The following is an 18,974-nucleotide window of genomic DNA, read 5'->3' as shown; positions in this document are numbered from 1 at the left end:
CGCGTTGTCTGATTCAAACCTGACTCCAGTTTTTCAACAGTACTTCTTTATGCATGAAGAACCATTGTAGCGCAATTATGGTAGCAGCGTTGTCAATGCGGCCATTTTCCAGCCATTCAAGGGCGTCTTTTTCTGCCACACGGTGAACACGGATATCTTCTGACTCATGATCAAGGCCGTGAATACCGCTGGCGCTAGTGGCATCCGTGGTGGCCATAAAAATATGAATACGTTCCGTGGTGCCGCCCGGACTGGCGAGGTAACTGGTAGCTTTACTCAGTTGCCTGAGCACAATACCGGCTTCTTCTTCAGCTTCACGGCAACACACATCCGCTTCGGTTTCACCTTCATCGATAATGCCGGCGATAACTTCAATTAACCAGGGATTATCACTGGTGGCCATTGCCCCTATCCGGATTTGCTCGATCAGTACGAATTCCTGCGTATCAGGATCGTAAGGCAGAACGGCAACGGCATGACCCCGTTCAAATATTTCACGGCGTACTGTATCGCTCCAGCCACCGGCAAACAGCTTGTGTTTGAAGTCGTAACGCACCATTTTAAAAAAGCCCTGATACAATGGCGTTTTTGCTTCAATCTTTATATCGTTTGAGTTAAACATCCCGATTTTTTTGCTCATTTACATTCACTCTCGCATGTAAAAGCCTTATGATACTGGTCAACTTGAAACCGGCTGTTTAATCACCATTTTGGTTTTCTGGTAAAAAGCCGTACTCAAGCTTACAGAGAAAAGCGGCGATAACATATTCTGTTACAGTTAAACACGCCCTGTTACCAGAACAGACTACCGGTTTACGGAGTGATTTCATACACTTCATAGCTTATGAGTCCAGTGGACCGTCAATAATTACAGGAAGGCACATTAATGAAACGAACACTCTTATCGTTGATGGTTGGATTAGGTATTACCGCAGGTGTTCCGGCAACGGCATTTGCAGACGACCTTTTGCAAGTATATCAGCAGTCACTGGCAAATGATCCGGTTGTAAATCAGGCCAAAGCGCAACGGGACGCTGCCTACTCAGGTATTACCATCAGCCGTGCCTCTTTGCTGCCACAAATTTCAGGAACCGTAGGTTATACCACGTCTTCTGCTGAACGTGCCCAGTTTTTAGGCGAAGGTATCACCATGATTGACTCCGACAGTGATACCACCAGCTATGGCCTGAACCTTTCCATGTCATTGTACGATCACGCTAACTGGGTAGGTCTGGACCGCGCTGAAAAAGTAGCAGAACAAAGTGACGCCACTCTGGCCTCTGCCATGCAGCAACTGATTGTACGGGTAACCACTGCGTATTTTGATGTATTACGTGCGAAAGACAGCCTGGAATTTGTTAAAGCTCAGAAAAGTGCCATTGAGCGTCAGCTTGAACAAACCAAGCAACGTTTTGAAGTGGGCTTAACGGCGATCACTGACGTGCATGAAGCGCAAGCTAACTACGACAATACCATTGCTCAGGAGATTCAGGCAGAAAATGCCGTTGAGCTGGCACTTGAAGCACTTCGTGTAATTTCCGGTAAGTACCACGACAGACTGTACGAACTGAATACAGAGAACTTCTCTGCAACCATGCCACAACCGGCCACCCCGGATGAATGGCTGGAAACCGCCGAAGAGAAGAACTTATCGTTACTGGTTAACCGCCTGGCGATGGACATTGCGAAAGAAGACATTTCTTCTGCCCGTGCCGGTCACCTGCCAACACTGGATTTAACTGCGTCTGCGGGTAAGGACAAAACTCACAGTACAACGACTGTAGGTAACGAAGTTATCGACAACACCACGCCTTACCTCGACAGCTACAGCGTTGGTGTGCAACTGAACGTACCTATCTTCCAGGGCCTGAGCGTATCGGGACAAACTGAGCAGGCGAAGTTTAACTACATTTCTGCCAGTCAGGATCTGGAACTGACTTATCGTCAGACTGTTCAGTCAGTACGCAGCTCGTTTAACGATGTGAAAGCATCGATGTCGACAATCCGCGCACTGGAACAGGCTGTGGTTTCTGCCCGCAGTGCACTTGAAGCCACTGAAGCCGGTTTCGATGTGGGTACCCGTACCATTGTTGACGTACTGGACAGCACGCAAAACCTGTTTGATGCCCGCCGTAACCTGGCTGGTGCCCGCTACGATTTCATTCAGGCGGTAGTTAACCTGAAACAGGCAGCCGGTACGCTGACAGCACAGGATATTGAAATGATTAACAAAGGTTTACGTCCGGCGGATACCGAAAACAGTTAATTGTGAAGAGAAAAGCAAAAGCCGTTTGCCTTAGCGGGCAAACGGCTTTTTCGTATGTGCATGAAATAAGATTACTGGCCCGGGTCTGCTGAATGGGATTGCAACGCAGAAAGCATGGATAGCAAGTCATGCAGGTCCTCTTTCAGCGAGGAAGCATGCTCTGAAGTGGGAATAAAATTCTCCAGTTTTTCACTGGTATCCAGCAATTTTCCTTGCAAGCCTGATAATGAGTCATCCATTATACATGCCTTCGATGATGTTAACGTTAATGACATTGTAGAAAAACCAACTGCATTTTTGAAACACTCTTGATTCTTAATATTTATACTTAAGTAGTAATTTTGCCAACATCATGAAAGCCACTGAACTCCAGAATCGCTTTGAACGGATCCGTTCTAATAAAACATTTGAGATTTTTGTCATCTCAGTCATCATCATCTCCGCCTTACTGGTAGGCGCCAAAACCTATGATATGCCAAGAGGTTTTGCCTCGGTAACATTAATACTCGACTGGTTTATCAGTGCCTTTTTCCTGACGGAAATCACCATTCGCTTTCTGGGCGAGAAAAATAAAAAGCAGTTCTTCAAAAGCTTCTGGAACTGGTTTGATACGTTGATTGTGATTGTCAGCCTTATCCCGGCTGAAAGCACCGATCTTGCTCTCGTAGGCCGGCTGGTCAGGGTGTTCAGGGTTTTAAGGATGATTTCCATTATACCGGAATTGCGGATTTTGCTGGTGTCACTGGTAAAAGCCTTGCCTCAGCTTGGCTATGTCATGCTGCTGATGTTTATCATCTTTTACATCTATGCCGCCGTTGGCAGCACCTTATTTGAGCAAATTAACAGTGAACTGTGGGGCGATATCACTATTTCTATGCTGACGCTGTTCAGGGTAATGACCTTTGAAGACTGGACGGATGTCATGTATGAAACCATGGCAGTGTACCCGCTCAGCTGGCTGTACTATCTCACTTTTATCTTCTTTACGGCGTTTGCGTTTCTCAATATGGTAATCGGTATTGTGGTAGGTGTCATGGAGCAGGAAAACGCTGCCGCCCGCCGTGAAGCCGCCGCTGAAAATAATGAGCCCACACTGAATGATGTGATGGCCGAACTGAAATCACTCCGTGAGACAGTAAACAAGTTACAAAAATCACCGGACTGATCAGTTTAATCCATCACGGTGAAGCATAAAAAAATCCCCGCTGACGGCTCAGCGGGGATTTTTGTTTACCTTTGAATGCCGGGTAATCACAGACTGTAGCGAACGCGGATACGTTCCGCCCGCTTCTGCCCGTCGGTTGTCGTGAATTCCTGATTGCGCATTTTACGACGTGCGACTTCTTTTTTGCCCATATCAAGCAGCAATTGAACGTAGTTCAGATACACAATATCGGCAACAGGCTGATCATTAACCACCGACTCATATAAAGACAGTGATTCCTCATACTTGTCCTGCTGAATAAGGATCTGCGCCAGTGTATCAACTGAATCCGCATTTTTAGGCTGCAGGCCAACGGCTTTACGCGCCAGTTCCATGGCCTTATTCAATTCACCATCTTCGTAGTACAGGTAAGCCAGGTTATTCAGTACCACAAAGTTTTCCGGCATTTGCTCTAAAATACCGGCGTACACAGATTTCGCCCCTTCTTTATCGGAGCCGATCAACCGCTCCGCCTTTAACATCGCAATGCGGATATCAGCCGGATGTGCCTCAAGATGACTGTCTATAAACGGGTTCACCTTTGGTGCCTGACCAGACGTTTCGTATGCTGCAACCACCAGTAACGCATTCTGGCTGTTCGGATTGGCGTCATATGCCGTCATGGCATCTTTCACAGCATCGGCGCTCTTACCTTCCAAAATAGCAACACGGGCGTAAATACTGCGCACAAAGGGCAACGCTTTAACGTTTTCAGGCATATCATCCAGAATCGCCTTTGCAGGCTTGGGTTGGCGGGTCATAGCCAGAAAATGGGCTTTAAGTAATTTGACCTGACTGTCAGGTTGTTTCGCCAGAAATGCATTAGTGAGATTCAGCCCCTGCTGATATTGTTGCTGTGCATCTAACAGTAACAACATTCCCAGCACAGCAGTTTTGTCCTGAGGATAGAGTTTCAGCCACGCATCGTAATGTGCCGCAGCGCCTTTCACGTCGTTCTGACGGATAAGCGTCTGACCTTTGAGGTTCCAGTATAACTTAGGCGTCTTGACCGTAGCCTGTACCGGCGCCAGCAAACTCATCACTCTGTCATCTTCGTTATTGGCAAAGGCGATACGGCCCGCTAATAAACGTAAATTCAGATCATCCGGCGTTTTCTGAAGCTGATCATAAACCCCTTGTGCGACGGCGGCAGCATCGGCTTCATTAGTCTGTACAGCGACGGTGTATAACACATCTCTTGCCTGTACATTACCCGGTTCTTTTTTGAGAATATTATTTAACACCGCCACTGCCGCCGGCACGTCGCTTTCAGACAGAAGCAATCTGGCCTGTACGAGATCGATTTCAGTGGTACCGGGATTAAGCGCTTTGGCTTTTTCAATTTCAGCCAGGGCTCCCTCTTTGTCACCCTGCTTAAATGCAATTTCCGCCAGGAATAAGTGTGGCGTGTGGTTGTCCGGTTCTTTTTCAGCCCATTCCAGCGATGCGGCTTTCGCTTTATCGAGTTTGTTTGTGGTCATATAAGCCGTGATCAACGTACGTTGCGTCACTACAGACTCCGGCGCCATTTTGGCGGCAGCTTCCAGATTCACTAACCCGTCGATATCATTAACCGATAACTGCAGCACACCAAGTCTGGCAAGGTCTTCTGCGGTTTCACTCATGGTGCCGGATTTTTCAATCATAGCTTTGGCGTCTACCACGTTGCCCTGGCGTAACAACTGATAACCGGCTTTTGAAAACAGTGATGCACCGGCTTCACCGTCAACTTCTACCCGGTTCAGGATCTGTGATGCGTCTTCTCCCTGCCCCATCTGCAACAAGCTGTCGGCCAGCATGCGTAACGCAGGATGATCGGCAGGTAAAGCAGGCGCCACCTCAGACAGGTACTCATTGGCTGCGGCAAAATCCTGCATCTGATAGGCCACATAGCCGCCCAATAACCTGATCGCCGGATTGTTATTGCCATTACGCATGGCAGTTTCAAGGAAACTCATGGATTTTTCATAGTTGCCGGCATTAGCTTCGATGATACCTTTATACTGGTTAAGTAACGGATGCTGAGGGTTGTTGTTCAGCAGTTCCGAGACCATCGGGTCGGCATCTTCAGTTTTTCCTGCTTCGATTAGCAGCGTGATGTAAGCAAATTTACTGGTTACATCAGTGGGGTTACCTTCTACGTAGTCTCCGAAGGCATCCATGGCAAGCGCTTTATCACCTGTCGCCAGCGCCAGTTTGCCTAACTGTTGCAACACATCTTTGTTTTGCGGTGCCTGCTCACGCAGGGCTTTTAATGATGAGAGCGCACCTTCTGCATTCTCATTGATAATATCACGGTAAGTTAACGCCAGCCCCTTATACACCGAACTGGTATCGAGGGTTTCTAACTGATCGATCAGCGCCAGCGCATCTTCATTCTTGCCCAGTTGCGCCATGGCCTGCATTTTGTAAAAGCCAACTTCTGCAGATTCGACTGCAGTCATGCCTTCCATTTGAAAATCAACACCGGCCAGCGCATTTTCAGCGCCGGTTTTCTGATAGGCCACAGAGAGATAAGGAATCACTTCAGAGGCAGACTGCCCCAGATCCAGTGCACGGTTAAGCTCTTTTTCAGCGCCGTCAAAGTCACCGGTTTGCAGATAATATTTACCCAGTTCGAAACGGGGTTCAGGTGCTTTAGGATTACTTTTTATCGCGTTTTTAAACTCGATAATGGCTGCATCACTGTTATTCGCATTGGCGAACTGCTTCGCAGCTTCAAGGTGTTCTTCTGTGGATTTTTTGCCGCAGCCGGTGAGACCCGCAGATAAGCATGCAGCAATCGCCAGAGGCACTATTATCCGTTTTCCTGTTTTGTTATAATTCATCCTTTGTACCTTTACTTTCTTGTTTGGTATTCCACTCCTATCTGGAATATAATACCTCTTTAGTAAAACAGCCCGCGCCACCTCAAGATACATGATTCAAAGAAGATACATGATTCAGGGGTACTCCGGGTAATCGTGCCGGCGTGTGCCGTGCCCACCTCTTTCATATAATCATTCAGGATCATTAATGACCAATACTGTCGAGCTGACATTTAAAGACCTTAACTTACCAGAAAGCATACTACAGGCTCTGGAGAAAGTTGGCTATGAAAAGCCATCCCCTATCCAGGCTGAAAGTATCCCGCTACTGCTTGAAGGCCATGACCTGTTAGGTCAGGCGCAAACAGGTACAGGTAAGACTGCGGCCTTTGCCCTTCCAATGCTCGCAAATATCGACCCGGAAGCAAAGTTACCGCAATTGCTGGTACTTGCTCCAACCCGCGAACTCGCTATTCAGGTGGCGGAAGCTTTTCAGGTTTATGCCAGCTTTTCGCAGAAAATTAAGGTACTGCCTGTATACGGTGGTCAGTCTTACGATAACCAAATTCGTCAGCTTAAACGTGGCGTACAGGTTGTTGTTGGTACCCCGGGCCGTATCATCGACCATATTAACCGCAAAACATTAAACTTAAGTGAACTGAAGTTTCTGGTTCTCGACGAAGCTGACGAAATGCTGCGCATGGGCTTCATCGATGACGTTGAAACCATCTTAAGTCATGCTCCGGAAGAAAAGCAGACTGCGCTGTTCTCGGCAACCATGCCGGGACCAATCAAAAAGATTACCCAGCGTTACCTGAAAAATCCGAAGCACGTTAAAATTGAATCGAAAGTTTCAACGGCCAGCACCATCCGTCAGCGTTACTGCCAGGTTGCACCACACCATAAGCTGGAAGCGTTAACCCGTATTATGGAAGTGGAACCGTTTGACGGCATGATCATTTTCGTACGTACGAAAACGGCGACTGTTGAATTATCTGACAAACTGTCTGCCCGTGGCTACGATGTTGAGCCACTGAACGGTGATATCCCGCAGAATGCCCGTGAACGCACAGTAGAAAAACTCAAGCAGGGTGCTATCGACATTCTGGTTGCAACAGACGTTGTTGCCCGTGGTCTTGACGTTGAACGTGTAAGCCACGTTGTTAACTTTGATATTCCTTACGATACAGAGTCATACGTACACCGTATCGGTCGTACAGGCCGTGCAGGTCGTAGTGGTGAAGCAATTCTGTTCATTTCTCACCGTGAAAAGCGTTTACTTTTCGCCATTGAGAAAACCACGCGTCAGCCCATTGAGCGTATGCCGATTCCTTCAATTAATGAACTGAACGAAACGCGCCTGAGCAAGTTCAAGCACGCGGTGAGCGAAGCGACCAGTGATGACAGCCTGGAATCTCTGATGCCTATCGTGGAATCCTTACAACAGGAAACAGAAGCTTCGCCTGAGCGTTTGATTGCCGCACTGATCAAACTGGCACAGGGTGACGAACCACTGTTACTGAAAGAATCTGACCGTCCTGATTTGCACAGCAAACCACAACGGGAAGATCGTGGTGACCGCGGCCCCCGTGATCGTGGCGACCGTGGCCCCCGCGGTGACAGAGGCGACCGTCGTGGTAAGCGCGCTTCAAGCAAGCCTGAAGCCGGCATGCAGCGTTACCGTATTGATGTTGGTCATACTCACGGTGCCAAGCCCGGTAACATTGTTGGTGCAATTGCTAACGAAGGGAATATCAACAGCAAGAACATTGGTGCTATCGAAATTTATGATAAATTCAGCACCGTTGATTTGCCTCAGGGCATGCCCCGTGAAACCAAAGAGCTGCTGCAGAACACCCGCGTAGCCGGACAAAAGTTGTCTATCCGCGAGTGGTCCGATACGCCGCCAAAGCGCCGGGCTCCCCGCAAAAACTAAATGCTCGAAGGCAAGCGTTATAGCTTGCCTTTTTTATATGCCATTTGGAAATAAGAAGGCACAAAACAACTCTTTTCTTTCCGCGGAATCCCGTCAAAATAGTCCTATCACCACTGCGTTATTATCAGCGTTACAGGATCCACAGGCACATGCGTTACTTCCCGTTATTTATCGACACTCAACAATCTCATTGCCTGATCGTAGGTGCCGGAGAAGTGGCAGCCCGAAAACTGGAGTTAATCCTGAAATCCGAAGCCAGCGTGACTGTTGTCGCGCCATGGATGTGCGACACCGTAAAATCCTACGCGGATAATCCCCGGGTCACACTCATTGAACGTGAATTTGCGGATACTGATCTGACCGATCAGCAAATGGTATTTGTGGCCACCAGCGAAACCGACATTAATCAGCATGTACATGATATTGTCCGTGAAAAAGGCATTCTGGTTAATGTGGTAGATAACACACCACTTTGCCAGTTCATCACGCCCTCGATTATTGACCGTTCTCCCATTGTTATTGCAATGAGCAGCGGTGGTGTCGCTCCGGTATTACTGCGTTATTTACGTCAGAAGCTGGAGTCAGTGATACCGGCAAATATCTCCCGTCTGGGCGCTTTTTCCGAGAAATTCCGTGAGAAAGTGAAGTCCTCACTGAAGGGCGTAACGGCCAGACGGTATTTCTGGGAAGACGTACTGGATGGCGACATAGCCGAGCTGGTAGAAAAAGGCCAGGACGACAAAGCCAACGCCAAATTTCTGGAAGCACTGTCAGCAGCGCAAAGCGAACAAAAAATTGAAGGTCAGGTCTATCTGGTAGGTGCAGGCCCCGGTGATCCTGATCTGCTGACATTCCGCGCCCTGCGCCTGATGCAGAAAGCGGATGTCGTGGTTTACGACCGGCTGGTGTCTCCTGCCATTCTTGAACTGGTGCGCCGGGACGCCGAAAAGATCTATGTGGGCAAGGCGAAAAGTAACCATACACTGCCTCAGGACCAAATCAATTCACTGATGGTCGAAGAAGCGAAAAAAGGTAACCGTGTTGTCCGTCTGAAAGGGGGCGACCCGTTCATATTTGGTCGTGGCGGCGAAGAAATCGAAGAACTGATAGCCGCCGGTATCGATTTTCAGGTCGTGCCCGGCATTACCGCAGCCAGCGGTGCCAGTACTTACGCCGGTATTCCGTTAACACACCGCGACCATGCCCAGTCTGTTACCTTTGCTACCGGCCATCTGAAAAACGGCACCATCGATTTGAACTGGCCGGCCCTGGCCCATCAAAATCAGACTATCGTATTCTACATGGGTCTCACCGGCCTGCCTGTTATTTGCAGCAAGCTGATTGAACACGGTTTATCTGCTTCCACGCCCATTGCACTGGTTCAGGAAGCAACCAGAGAGTCTCAGAAAGTCATTACCGGTACTCTGGATACCATTACCACTCATCCGCAACTGGATGAAATGAAGCCCCCTACACTCATTATTGTGGGCAGCGTAGTCACACTGCATAAGAAGCTGGACTGGTTTACTGCTTAACCCTTTGTTAAATTCAGGTTTTGTTCCATACTCTGTGTAATTGCCGGGCAGATTATTCCGGCGGATTTTGACGCATTGCGCCCCGGCGCAAATGGATACGATCTGATATGAATATCTCTCTGCTCCGGTGGTGGTTGTTTTGTTTTATGTTTGCCGCTACCGGCGCCATAGCAGAACAAACGGCTTTTAAAAAAAATACTGCCGGCGGCCAGACAACGTACCAGTACAAGTGGCTTGATGCTCAGGACAGAACCCAGTCTGTCAGTTTTGCGCTGGATAACAAAAAGCTGGCAGCGGGACCAAGGGAACAGAAAAATTACCGTCCTGAGCTTGCCATGCGATATGTAACGGTAGAGTTGCTGAATGTGGCCCGTCAGTTCAACCCTAAAGACGCCAATATTCAAATCAGGCAACAGGGCGACAAAGTATCAATAAAAGTGAAATCCCGTAATAAGGAAAAACTGGCAGCCATTCAGGGCCAGCTTGCACAAGCGAAGGAAAAAGCATTCAACGATTACCTGCACCAGCACTACTACACACGCTACCGCACATCATTTAATCAGGAAGCCATCAAGCCGGATCATATAAGGTACATTAATGAGATGACCGGTACACTAATCCCGCTCTCCCAGGCATTTTACGAGAAAGTGGATGCGCAGGCGGATGCCAGAGAATATTTCAATATTCTGCTCAGTTGGGTGCAAAGCATTCCCTACGACGCATTGGATAACCGGGCACAAAGTAACGGTTCAGGTTTTGCGCCACCCGCCCAGTTGCTGGCTGAAAACCGTGGTGACTGTGACAGCAAATCCGTACTGACCGCTTCTATTGCCAGAGCTTTTCTGCCAGACACCGCCATGGTACTGGTGTTATTACCTGACCACGCCCTGCTGGGCATAGCACTTACACCACGCAAAGGTGAGAGAACCATAAAAGCCGACGGCAAAACCTACGTGTTGATAGAACCCACCGGCCCGGCGTTATACGAAGTGGGTGAAATTGCGCCAACCTCTGAATTTGCCGTAGCACAGAAAAAATATACGCTGGAAGAAATTCAGTAAAAAAGGCCGCGCTGAGGCGGCCTGAAAGGAATCATTCAGCTCAGAGTTCCTGCTCGGCAAACTCTGCCAGACGTGAGCGTACCACCCCGTCCAGATTAATCGTGGCGCTGCCGGAGAAATTCTTGAACCTTTCTACCAGATAGGTCAGCCCCGATGTTACCGCTGACAGATAATTGCTGTCTATCTGTGCCAGGTTACCCGAACAAATCAGCTTAGTGCCCTCCCCGCACCGGGTAATAATGGTTTTCAGTTGGGCAGCCGTCAGGTTTTGCGATTCATCCAGGATGACTATGGAGTTCTGGATGCTTCGCCCCCGCATAAAGTTTACGGACTTAAACTGGATGTTCGCTTTCTCCATGATGTAGTTCATCGAGCTTTTCGCGTTTTCATCGTGCTTATGCAAGACTTCCAGCGAATCGGTGATGGCTGCCAGCCAGGGGGCCATCTTCTCTTCCTCGGTGCCCGGCAGGAAACCGATGGACTCGGCAATTTCCGGCGTAGAACGGGTAACGATAATTTTATCGTACATGTTCTTCTCTACCACCATTTCAAGGGCGGCAGCCAGCGCCAGCAACGTTTTACCGCTACCGGCAGGCCCGGTAAGAATAACCAGGTCAATATGCGGGTCCAGCAGCGAGTGCAGTGCCATAGCCTGGCCAATATTCTTAGGCGAAATCCCCCATGCATGGCGGCTCATCAAGCGCTCATAACCTAAATCGAGCACCTCCAGCGTGTCAGAAGTCATATCCTCAACAATACCGGCGAACTGCTGCGTATCATCCAGCAGGTATTCGTTGATGTAGGGATCTTCCATGACATTACGGGGGATCGTGTGGATGGTGTCTCTGCCTTCCGAGCGACTTTCTACCGATTTCACCTTTTCCCAGAAATTGCCTTCAAATTTATGGAAGCCCTTCGATAAGTATTTAATGTCTGTGATGAGCTGGTCGGTACGGTAGTCTTCTACGTGAGCAAGCCCTGCGCCTTTTGCTTTCAGGCGCATGTTCAGATCTTTCGTCACCAGCACAACTTGCTGGGGTGCATAGGTTTTCTGCAGATGCAGCGCCACATTAATAATACGGTTGTCATTTTCGTTGCTGGTAAATATTTGCTGGGATTCAGCCATATTCAAATCAGCGAAAATAGACAGTGCACCAGTGGGTTTATTTTCTCCTGCACCCAGCCCTTCGAGGGATACGCCTGCCAGCATGTCTTCCGGGGTGGCGTCATGGAGTAAGTCTTCCATTGAGCGGATAGACACTCTGGCATCACGGGCAACGTCTTTTTTACTGTCTTTGATGTAATCGAGTTCTTCAAGAACGGTCATCGGAACGACAACGTCATTTTCTTTGAATGAGAGAAATGCAAGGGGTTCGTGTAGCAGAATATTCGTATCTAAAACGTAGATCTTTGTTTCTGTGGATTTTTTTCTTGGCATCCTTCGCTCCGTCAAGAGTAAAACCTCGCCCGCCTGATTACTGACGTGCAATCAAGAGTCCCGCGAAGGAGAAGATGCCTGTGTCGAACCGGACGCTCAACTCCATGTCGCGTCGACCTTCAAATTAACCATAATCCAGTTTTCCCGGCTTGGCTATCAATTTCTTTTCTGATTGCGCGGGCGGCAAACCCGATCCGGATTTCATCAGCAGTCCGCCAGCCTTCGGCTACACTTCTGTGAAACTTACCCGGTATGGTGCTTCACGGCTTTATTCGTACAGCGGTGTTCAGTACAATACCGGCCGCTAAAATAAAGGGTGGTAATATGAGTTCTGTAAATACGTTTTCAGCCGGTCAGCGCTGGTTGAGTAACACTGAGTCTGAATTAGGTTTAGGGGCTGTGCTCAGCGTCGATTTTCGTTCTGTTGAGATACTTTTTCCTGCAACCGGTGACAGCCGTATTTACACGAAGGACAACGCCCCTCTCACACGTCTAATCTTTACTGAAGGCGACGTAATTACCAGCGAAGAAGGCTGGACTTTACAAATACAAAAGGTAGAAGAAAGCAACGGTGTACTGATTTATCACGGATTGCGTGAGGACACCAAAGAAACGGCGCGACTGCCGGAAACCTTTCTCGACCACCACATCCGGCTGAACCAGCCGGAACAGCGTTTATTTAACTTTCAAACCGATACCCCTAAGTGGTTCGAACTGCGCCAGAAAGCTCTGGAACATCAGCATGCGTACCTGAAATCAGGCACGATTGGCTTGTCCGGTGCGCGGATTGAATTAATCCCTCACCAGTTACACATTGCCTCTGAAGTGGGCAACCGTCATGCACCAAGGGTATTGCTTGCCGATGAAGTGGGATTGGGTAAAACCATTGAAGCCGCACTGGTTATTCATCGCCAGTTAAAAACCGGCCGGGCACAGCGGGTACTCATTGTGGTACCGGACTCTCTGGTCCATCAGTGGCTGGTTGAAATGCTGCGCCGGGTAAATCTGGCCTTCGCCATTTTTGATGAAAGCCGTTGCGATGCGCTGGACGAGTCGGGCACGAACCCGTTTGAGAACGACCAGCTGGTACTGTGCAGTATCAGTTTCTTAAAAGACAATCCTAAACGCCACCAGCAAGCGCTGGATGCAGGCTGGGATTTACTGGTTGTCGACGAAGCCCATCACCTGGCATGGTCCACGGATGCCCCCTCTGAAGAATATCAGCGCATTGAGGCTCTGGCAGAAATCACCGCCGGCGTTCTGCTGTTAACAGCTACCCCTGATCAGCTGGGACATGAGAGTCACTTTGCCCGACTGCGACTGTTAGATCCTGCCAGATTCCATGATTACAATCACTTCCTTGAAGAAGAAAGTCAGTACAGTGCACTGGCAGAGGCAGTGTCACCGTTACTCACAGACGAGCCGTTATCTGCAGACGCAAGAGAAAAACTCACGTCTCTCGCGCCTGAGATAACCGGCCGCTACAGCGATATGGATGAACCGGCCACACGTAAAGCCATTCTCAGCCAGCTGATTGATACACATGGCACAGGCCGGTTGTTATTCCGTAACCGTCGCGCCGGTATTGAAGGCTTCCCGGTAAGAATGCTGAACAGCTATCCGTTGCCTCTGCCGGAAATGTACGACAGTGCCGTCTGCGGCGGTGAACTCTTCGACGCGTTATATCCGGAGCGCCAGAGCGCACTGGTTAACAGCTGGACCGATAACGACCCCCGTGTTGACTGGTTGCTGGAATTTTTACCCTCAGTCCGCCCTGCCAAAGTTCTGCTGATTTGTGCCGACAAACGCACCGCACAGCAACTGGGTGAAGTGATCAGAACCCGCAGCGGTATTCGCCAGAGTGTATTTCATGAAGGCATGAGTATTGTAGAGCGGGATAAAGCGGCCCACTATTTCTCCGACCCGGAAGAAGGGGCGCAGATTTTACTGTGTAGTGAAATTGGCAGCGAAGGCCGTAACTTCCAGTTTGCCCATCATCTGGTGCTGTTTGATTTACCGCTTACACCGGACTTACTGGAACAGCGTATCGGTCGTCTGGACCGCATTGGTCAGACAAAAGATATTCAAATCCACGTGCCTTACATCAGTCAGTCTGCTCAGGAAGTGCTGTTGAAATGGTATCGTGATGGGTTAGGTGCTTTCTCACATACCTGCCCCACAGGCTCAGGTGTATTCGAAGAAGTGCAGGCGCAATTGGTGGAAGCCTGCCTTGACCCTGAAAACGAAGCGCTGGTTTCTGAACTGGTTACCACCAGTAAAGCCCTGAATGACACACTGAAAGCCAGACTGGATGCCGGCCGCGATCGTCTGCTGGAATTGAATGCGTCAGGGGAAGGTAAGGTAGACGGGCTGCTCGAAGAAATTGTTGAGCAGGATGCATCTGTTGAGCTGTCCCGCTTCATGGGCCGCCTGTTTGATGCCCTTGGCGTTAATCAGGAAGAGAAAGGTAACGACTGCTTCATTCTGACACCATCAGAATCGATGGTTAACCACCTTCCGGGGCTGGATCCTGAAGGTATGACAGTCACCTATCGCCGCCGCATTGCCACCACGCTTGAGCATGTGCACTTTTTAAGCTGGGACCACCCGCTGGTCCACAATGCCATCGATATGGTATTAACGGATGTACTGGGTAAAGCCAGTGTCGGGTTTATCGCTGATAAAGGTTTGCCGAAAGGGGCATTCTGGCTGGAGTCACTGTTTGTACTTCAGGCAAACGCAGATCGCAAGTTGCAACCGGGCCGCTTCCTGCCGGCAACACCGCTGCGCATTTGTACCGATGGCCACGGAAAACCGGTAGACCTGGTCTTTGACGCTCCCCGTAAAGCCGGCAGAAAAATTGTTCAGCAACTGATTCAGGCATTGCAACAACCGCTGACACTGCACATTGAAAAAGCCACCGCAGCGGCTCAGCAACAAGCGAACCAAATTCAGCATGATGCCATTGAAACCATGCAGGCAACCCTTAGCGCAGAAGCCCGCCGCTTACGGGATTTACAAGCACAGAATCCGTCAATACGGGACAGTGAAATCGAATTTATTGAGACCCAGCTGACGGGCTTAACCGCCGCGCTGCAGTCTGCAACAGTTCAACTGGAAGGCCTGCGTATCGTGGTGAATAATCCGTGAGTATGCCCGCCGGTAAAAAGCCGTTTATTTACGATCCGCCCATGTCACCTTTTTTGTCGCTGGTGTATTACGACAATGACATTGTGGTGGCAAATAAACAAAGTGGCCTGCTAAGTGTGACGGGTATCCAGCCCGCACACAAAGATGCACTTATCAGCCGCGTGCAAAAAGTGCTGCCTTCTGCCACCGTGGTTCACCGGCTGGATATGGCAACCTCCGGCATTATGGTAATGGCACTTAATAAAGAGGCTCACCGCCGGCTCTCGAAGCAGTTTCAGGACAGGCTGACGAAAAAGCGTTACTACGCCAGGGTTGATGGCACTGTGGCGGATGATGAGGGAAGTATAACCCTGCCACTGATTGTGGACTGGCCAAACCGCCCCAAACAGAAAGTAGACTTTGAGAATGGTAAGCCCTCACTAACACATTACCGTGTTATCAAACGTCTTGACGGGGAAACTTGGGTTGAGCTGTTGCCGGTCACCGGCCGCTCTCATCAATTACGGGTGCACATGCTGTCACTAGGTCATCCCATTCTGGGTGACAGGTTATATGCTCATGATGAAGCCAGAGCGAAGGCTCCCCGCCTTCAGCTCCATGCCGAAACGCTGATCCTGCAACATCCTTCTTCGGGAGAATGGAAACGGTTTACCAGCGATGTGCCATTCATGGACTATCAACCTGACACGCTGCCACTTCCGGGTTCAGACGACATCAACCCGGATTAAGTTTTGCTTCGCACTGCCGATAACCTGTTTAGCCAGATTTGTTAACCGGAGTCGCAGTGTTCCGCTCTATAGTGTGTTTTCTTTTATTGCTGACCGGCAGTACACGGGCCGGCATACTTGCAGACGATATTCGTCAGCAGTATTTGCCGTCTGAGTACGAAACCGTACTCGCCGGTGAAGAAGACATTCCGGTTTTCTCCGCGCAGCCCACCACTACCCTCAGTCGCGGTGTGGCGATTATTTTTATGGATACGGGCTACCAGGGCCTGACCTTACAAAATGCGCAGCAACTGGCTGCCAGACTTAATCAGTGGGGCTGGCACACCCGCATCGTTCCGTCTCCGGTAAGTTTAAATCCGTTGGCAACAACCCCTGTCGCAGAAACAGCTCCCCCTGCGGACGGCACCGGAAGTGATGAGTTGCAAAGCGACAGTGATACGCTGAGTGCACTGATGCATCCCCGTGCCTGGGCGGGTTCACCGGTAGCCGATGCCAGTACCAGTCAGACGATGATGGCGTTGATAGCCGGTGCAGTCTTTCGCAGTGTGGATGATGTACCCGGGTTCAGACTGGTGATCAGTCAGGGAATGGGCGCAGCGCAATTTCTCTCCCTGGCCGTTACCGATAATGTGCCCCCGCCCGATGGGCTGGTGGTGATAAGCCCCTACTGGCCCCAAAGTGGCCTTCAGCAAAATATATCAGAGCAACTTGCCAGTACATTATTTCCGGTACTTGATTTACAGTTGCCGGGTTCGACTCCCTGGACTGCCGGAGCCCCTGCTATCCGCCGGACAGACGCCACGAAAGCGCTAAAACTTCACTACCGGCAGAAGCAATTAGGTGCATCAGTAAATCTCGCCAGCACGTTCGGAAACTCGGCGTTCAGTAACAGCCTCAGCAAAGAAATTTATGGCTGGGTAAATTACCTCGGCTGGTAAAGCGCTTCAAAGCGGAGGTCAATGGTGATTTTTTACAAGGAAATCAAAAGCCTGTTTACTTTTGTTTACAAATCACACAAAATACCCTGTTAACGACTATACTAACTAATCATTTGGGTATCAGGCAGCGCCGACTATGCTTTTGTCATTTGTTGATACCAAGGCCGCGCAGCTATGCTTTTATCTTCGCGGTTTTTGGCAAGACGAAATCCCACATTCTGAGGTAGAAATATTCTTCTGGGACACTATGGAAGAATGGAGCCTGGTTCATTACGACCTCGATCAACCATACACTCAAAGAGAACGTGTATTCTGGCATGTACTGCATCAACTTCACTTCTGGTCTGAAGAAAAACTCAAGTACGACCCCTTTCTGGTGGAAGAACTGACCACCTGCACCGCTTTTCTGGAAGGCAAAGGTGCCTGTCCTCTCGACTGCGTAGGCATCCGTCCCTGAACGACCTTTCACAATTGCTAACGGCGGTTGTGTTTCCTCCCGTTACATGATCAAATACTCTTTTGGTTACTGACCGGTAAGTTTTCTTATGCGTTTTATCCAGTCCTTTGCTGACCGGCGACTTTTCAGTATTTTTGTGTTCGGTATTGCCAGCGGATTTCCCTGGGTCATGATCAGTTCTGTTATGACAGCCTGGTTAAAAGATGAAGGTTTATCCCGTACAGATATCAGCTTATTCGGCAGTATTTTTGCGGTTTATGCGATAAATTTTCTCTGGTCCCCCCTTCTGGATCGTATCCGTCTGCCCTGGCTAGGTCAGCGCAAAGGCTGGATTTTTCTGATGCAGGGAATCATCGTAGCCTGCTGTGTAATGATGAGTATGCTGAACGCCACTCACTCATTATTCTACGTTGCCCTTTTTGGTCTCAGTATCGCTCTGTGTTCCGCTACTCAGGATATCGCGATTGATGCCTACCGGATCGATATTATTAACGATGATGAAAGAGAGAAACTGGCTGCAGGATCATCTATGGCTACCGCCGGTTGGTGGACCGGTTACGGCGGTCTGGGTGCACTGCCTTTCTTCATTGCCGACTGGACAGGCTGGGCCTGGAATGACATCTATTTGTTGATGGCCGGCGTAATGGGCTCCATTATGATATTCACCCTGTTTGCACAGGAGCCGGTTACAGACCGTGCAGCACAGCTCAAAGCTGCAACAGAATATTACCAGAAAGCCCTGGGCGCTGATCCGCAAAGTGCAGGCTTTGTGCAAAAAGCCGGCGCGTGGTTTTTTGTTACTCTGGCAGAACCATTCCGCGAATTTTTTACCCGTAACGGAACAAGGCTGGCATTATCACTATTACTCTTCATCTTCCTGTTTAAAATCGGTGAAGCCTTTCTGGGACGCATGAGTCTTCAGTTCTATATTGAGCTGGGATTCAGTAAAAGTGAAATTGGCGGTTATTCCAAACTACTGAACTGGTGGGTGACCATATTGTTTTCCGTCATAGGCGGTATGGTAACCATCCGCTACGGCATTTATCGCGGGTTGTTTATTGCCGCTATTGCCATGGCAGCCAGCAATCTGATGTTTTCACTGATGGCCTGGGTGGGGCCGGATAAAACCTTATTTGCTCTGACGATTATCGTCGACGGTTTCACAGCCGCCTGGAGTACCGTTGCCATGGTCGCGTTCATCTCGCTGATGTGTAACCGCACCTTTTCAGCCTCCCAGTACGCATTAATGGCGTCGTTAAGTGTGGCAGGGAAAAACCTGCTGGCATCAGGCAGTGGTTACATAGTGGATAAGCTGGACGGCGACTGGTCGACCTTTTTCATCATTACCGCCTTGATGGTAATACCCAGTTTATTGTTTTTGCGGGCGATAAAACCCCACATTATGAAAGCAGAACAGCAGGCACAATAATGCCGGGTTTCTGGTAATTTGAAAA

The 18,974-nt window shown here is 49.4% G+C and carries 14 protein-coding genes; 10 read left to right on the top strand and 4 right to left on the bottom strand.

Annotated features, from left to right (window positions below; all coding sequences use genetic code 11):
• Positions 1-13: 13 nt before the first annotated feature.
• On the bottom strand, positions 14-640 hold the full coding sequence (nudF, locus tag ACXAGR_RS20615) for an ADP-ribose diphosphatase (protein ID WP_474852278.1): 627 nt from the start codon (positions 638-640) through the stop codon (positions 14-16).
• A gap of 246 nt (positions 641-886) precedes the next feature.
• Between nudF and tolC the strand changes: the two genes are divergently transcribed.
• Entirely contained in the window at positions 887-2,266 is a 1,380-nt protein-coding gene (gene tolC, locus ACXAGR_RS20610; protein WP_119500025.1) for an outer membrane channel protein TolC, read from the top strand.
• 71 nt (positions 2,267-2,337) lie between these two features.
• On the opposite strand, the gene ACXAGR_RS20605 is transcribed toward tolC, so the two are convergent.
• Positions 2,338-2,505, bottom strand: coding sequence for a hypothetical protein (locus ACXAGR_RS20605; protein ID WP_474845148.1), 168 nt, complete (start codon positions 2,503-2,505; stop codon positions 2,338-2,340).
• Between the two features lie 113 nt (positions 2,506-2,618).
• On the opposite strand from ACXAGR_RS20605, the gene ACXAGR_RS20600 reads away from it, so the two are divergent.
• Positions 2,619-3,431: an ion transporter gene (locus ACXAGR_RS20600; RefSeq protein ID WP_303573822.1), complete on the top strand. Its 813-nt coding sequence runs from the start codon at positions 2,619-2,621 to the stop codon at positions 3,429-3,431.
• Between the two features lie 86 nt (positions 3,432-3,517).
• Here the strand turns inward: ACXAGR_RS20600 and prsT are convergent, their stop codons facing one another.
• Positions 3,518-6,298 (bottom strand): XrtA/PEP-CTERM system TPR-repeat protein PrsT, encoded by a 2,781-nt coding sequence (gene prsT, locus ACXAGR_RS20595; protein ID WP_474845150.1) that lies wholly within the window; start codon positions 6,296-6,298, stop codon positions 3,518-3,520.
• Between the two features lie 187 nt (positions 6,299-6,485).
• On the opposite strand from prsT, the gene ACXAGR_RS20590 reads away from it, so the two are divergent.
• From ACXAGR_RS20590 to ACXAGR_RS20580, 3 genes are all read left to right on the top strand, one after another.
• Positions 6,486-8,213 (top strand): DEAD/DEAH box helicase, encoded by a 1,728-nt coding sequence (locus ACXAGR_RS20590; protein WP_474845152.1) that lies wholly within the window; start codon positions 6,486-6,488, stop codon positions 8,211-8,213.
• A 149-nt stretch (positions 8,214-8,362) separates the two neighbouring features.
• Positions 8,363-9,748 carry a siroheme synthase CysG gene (gene cysG, locus ACXAGR_RS20585; protein WP_474852276.1) on the top strand — a complete coding sequence of 462 codons (1,386 nt, stop codon included), beginning with the start codon at positions 8,363-8,365 and terminating at the stop codon, positions 9,746-9,748.
• A 107-nt stretch (positions 9,749-9,855) separates the two neighbouring features.
• The gene (locus tag ACXAGR_RS20580) at positions 9,856-10,809 is read left to right on the top strand and encodes a hypothetical protein (RefSeq protein ID WP_474845156.1); all 954 of its coding nucleotides are present in this window, start codon (positions 9,856-9,858) and stop codon (positions 10,807-10,809) included.
• A gap of 40 nt (positions 10,810-10,849) precedes the next feature.
• On the opposite strand, the gene ACXAGR_RS20575 is transcribed toward ACXAGR_RS20580, so the two are convergent.
• The gene (locus tag ACXAGR_RS20575; RefSeq protein ID WP_119500020.1) at positions 10,850-12,247 is read right to left on the bottom strand and encodes a PhoH family protein; all 1,398 of its coding nucleotides are present in this window, start codon (positions 12,245-12,247) and stop codon (positions 10,850-10,852) included.
• A 324-nt stretch (positions 12,248-12,571) separates the two neighbouring features.
• Between ACXAGR_RS20575 and rapA the strand changes: the two genes are divergently transcribed.
• The 5 genes from rapA to ACXAGR_RS20550 all read left to right on the top strand — a co-directional run bounded on the left by rapA (position 12,572) and on the right by ACXAGR_RS20550 (position 18,949).
• Entirely contained in the window at positions 12,572-15,397 is a 2,826-nt protein-coding gene (rapA, locus tag ACXAGR_RS20570) for an RNA polymerase-associated protein RapA (RefSeq protein WP_474852273.1), read from the top strand.
• A 2-nt stretch (positions 15,398-15,399) separates the two neighbouring features.
• Positions 15,400-16,125 carry a pseudouridine synthase gene (locus ACXAGR_RS20565; protein WP_474852521.1) on the top strand — a complete coding sequence of 242 codons (726 nt, stop codon included), beginning with the start codon at positions 15,400-15,402 and terminating at the stop codon, positions 16,123-16,125.
• Between the two features lie 56 nt (positions 16,126-16,181).
• Positions 16,182-17,063 (top strand): DUF3530 family protein, encoded by an 882-nt coding sequence (locus ACXAGR_RS20560; protein WP_474845162.1) that lies wholly within the window; start codon positions 16,182-16,184, stop codon positions 17,061-17,063.
• Positions 17,064-17,199: 136 nt separating this feature from the next.
• Positions 17,200-17,520 (top strand): hypothetical protein, encoded by a 321-nt coding sequence (locus ACXAGR_RS20555; RefSeq protein ID WP_474845164.1) that lies wholly within the window; start codon positions 17,200-17,202, stop codon positions 17,518-17,520.
• Positions 17,521-17,608: 88 nt separating this feature from the next.
• A complete protein-coding gene (locus tag ACXAGR_RS20550; protein WP_474852271.1) occupies positions 17,609-18,949 on the top strand; it encodes an AmpG family muropeptide MFS transporter in 1,341 nt (446 codons plus the stop codon).
• The last annotated feature ends 25 nt before the right edge of the window (positions 18,950-18,974 follow it).

Source organism: Alteromonas sp. ABH4_457 (assembly GCF_056160625.1).
The sequence above is the reverse complement of the archived record's forward strand: the minus strand, read 5'-3'. Positions and strand labels throughout refer to the sequence as shown.

Coding starts and splice junctions, on each gene's coding strand:
- nudF (WP_474852278.1), bottom strand. CDS start 640: ATGAGCAAAAAAATCGGGATGTTTAACTCAAACGATATAAAGATTGAA.
- tolC (WP_119500025.1), top strand. CDS start 887: ATGAAACGAACACTCTTATCGTTGATGGTTGGATTAGGTATTACCGCA.
- ACXAGR_RS20605 (WP_474845148.1), bottom strand. CDS start 2,505: ATGGATGACTCATTATCAGGCTTGCAAGGAAAATTGCTGGATACCAGT.
- ACXAGR_RS20600 (WP_303573822.1), top strand. CDS start 2,619: ATGAAAGCCACTGAACTCCAGAATCGCTTTGAACGGATCCGTTCTAAT.
- prsT (WP_474845150.1), bottom strand. CDS start 6,298: ATGAATTATAACAAAACAGGAAAACGGATAATAGTGCCTCTGGCGATT.
- ACXAGR_RS20590 (WP_474845152.1), top strand. CDS start 6,486: ATGACCAATACTGTCGAGCTGACATTTAAAGACCTTAACTTACCAGAA.
- cysG (WP_474852276.1), top strand. CDS start 8,363: ATGCGTTACTTCCCGTTATTTATCGACACTCAACAATCTCATTGCCTG.
- ACXAGR_RS20580 (WP_474845156.1), top strand. CDS start 9,856: ATGAATATCTCTCTGCTCCGGTGGTGGTTGTTTTGTTTTATGTTTGCC.
- ACXAGR_RS20575 (WP_119500020.1), bottom strand. CDS start 12,247: ATGCCAAGAAAAAAATCCACAGAAACAAAGATCTACGTTTTAGATACG.
- rapA (WP_474852273.1), top strand. CDS start 12,572: ATGAGTTCTGTAAATACGTTTTCAGCCGGTCAGCGCTGGTTGAGTAAC.
- ACXAGR_RS20565 (WP_474852521.1), top strand. CDS start 15,400: ATGCCCGCCGGTAAAAAGCCGTTTATTTACGATCCGCCCATGTCACCT.
- ACXAGR_RS20555 (WP_474845164.1), top strand. CDS start 17,200: ATGCTTTTGTCATTTGTTGATACCAAGGCCGCGCAGCTATGCTTTTAT.
- ACXAGR_RS20550 (WP_474852271.1), top strand. CDS start 17,609: ATGCGTTTTATCCAGTCCTTTGCTGACCGGCGACTTTTCAGTATTTTT.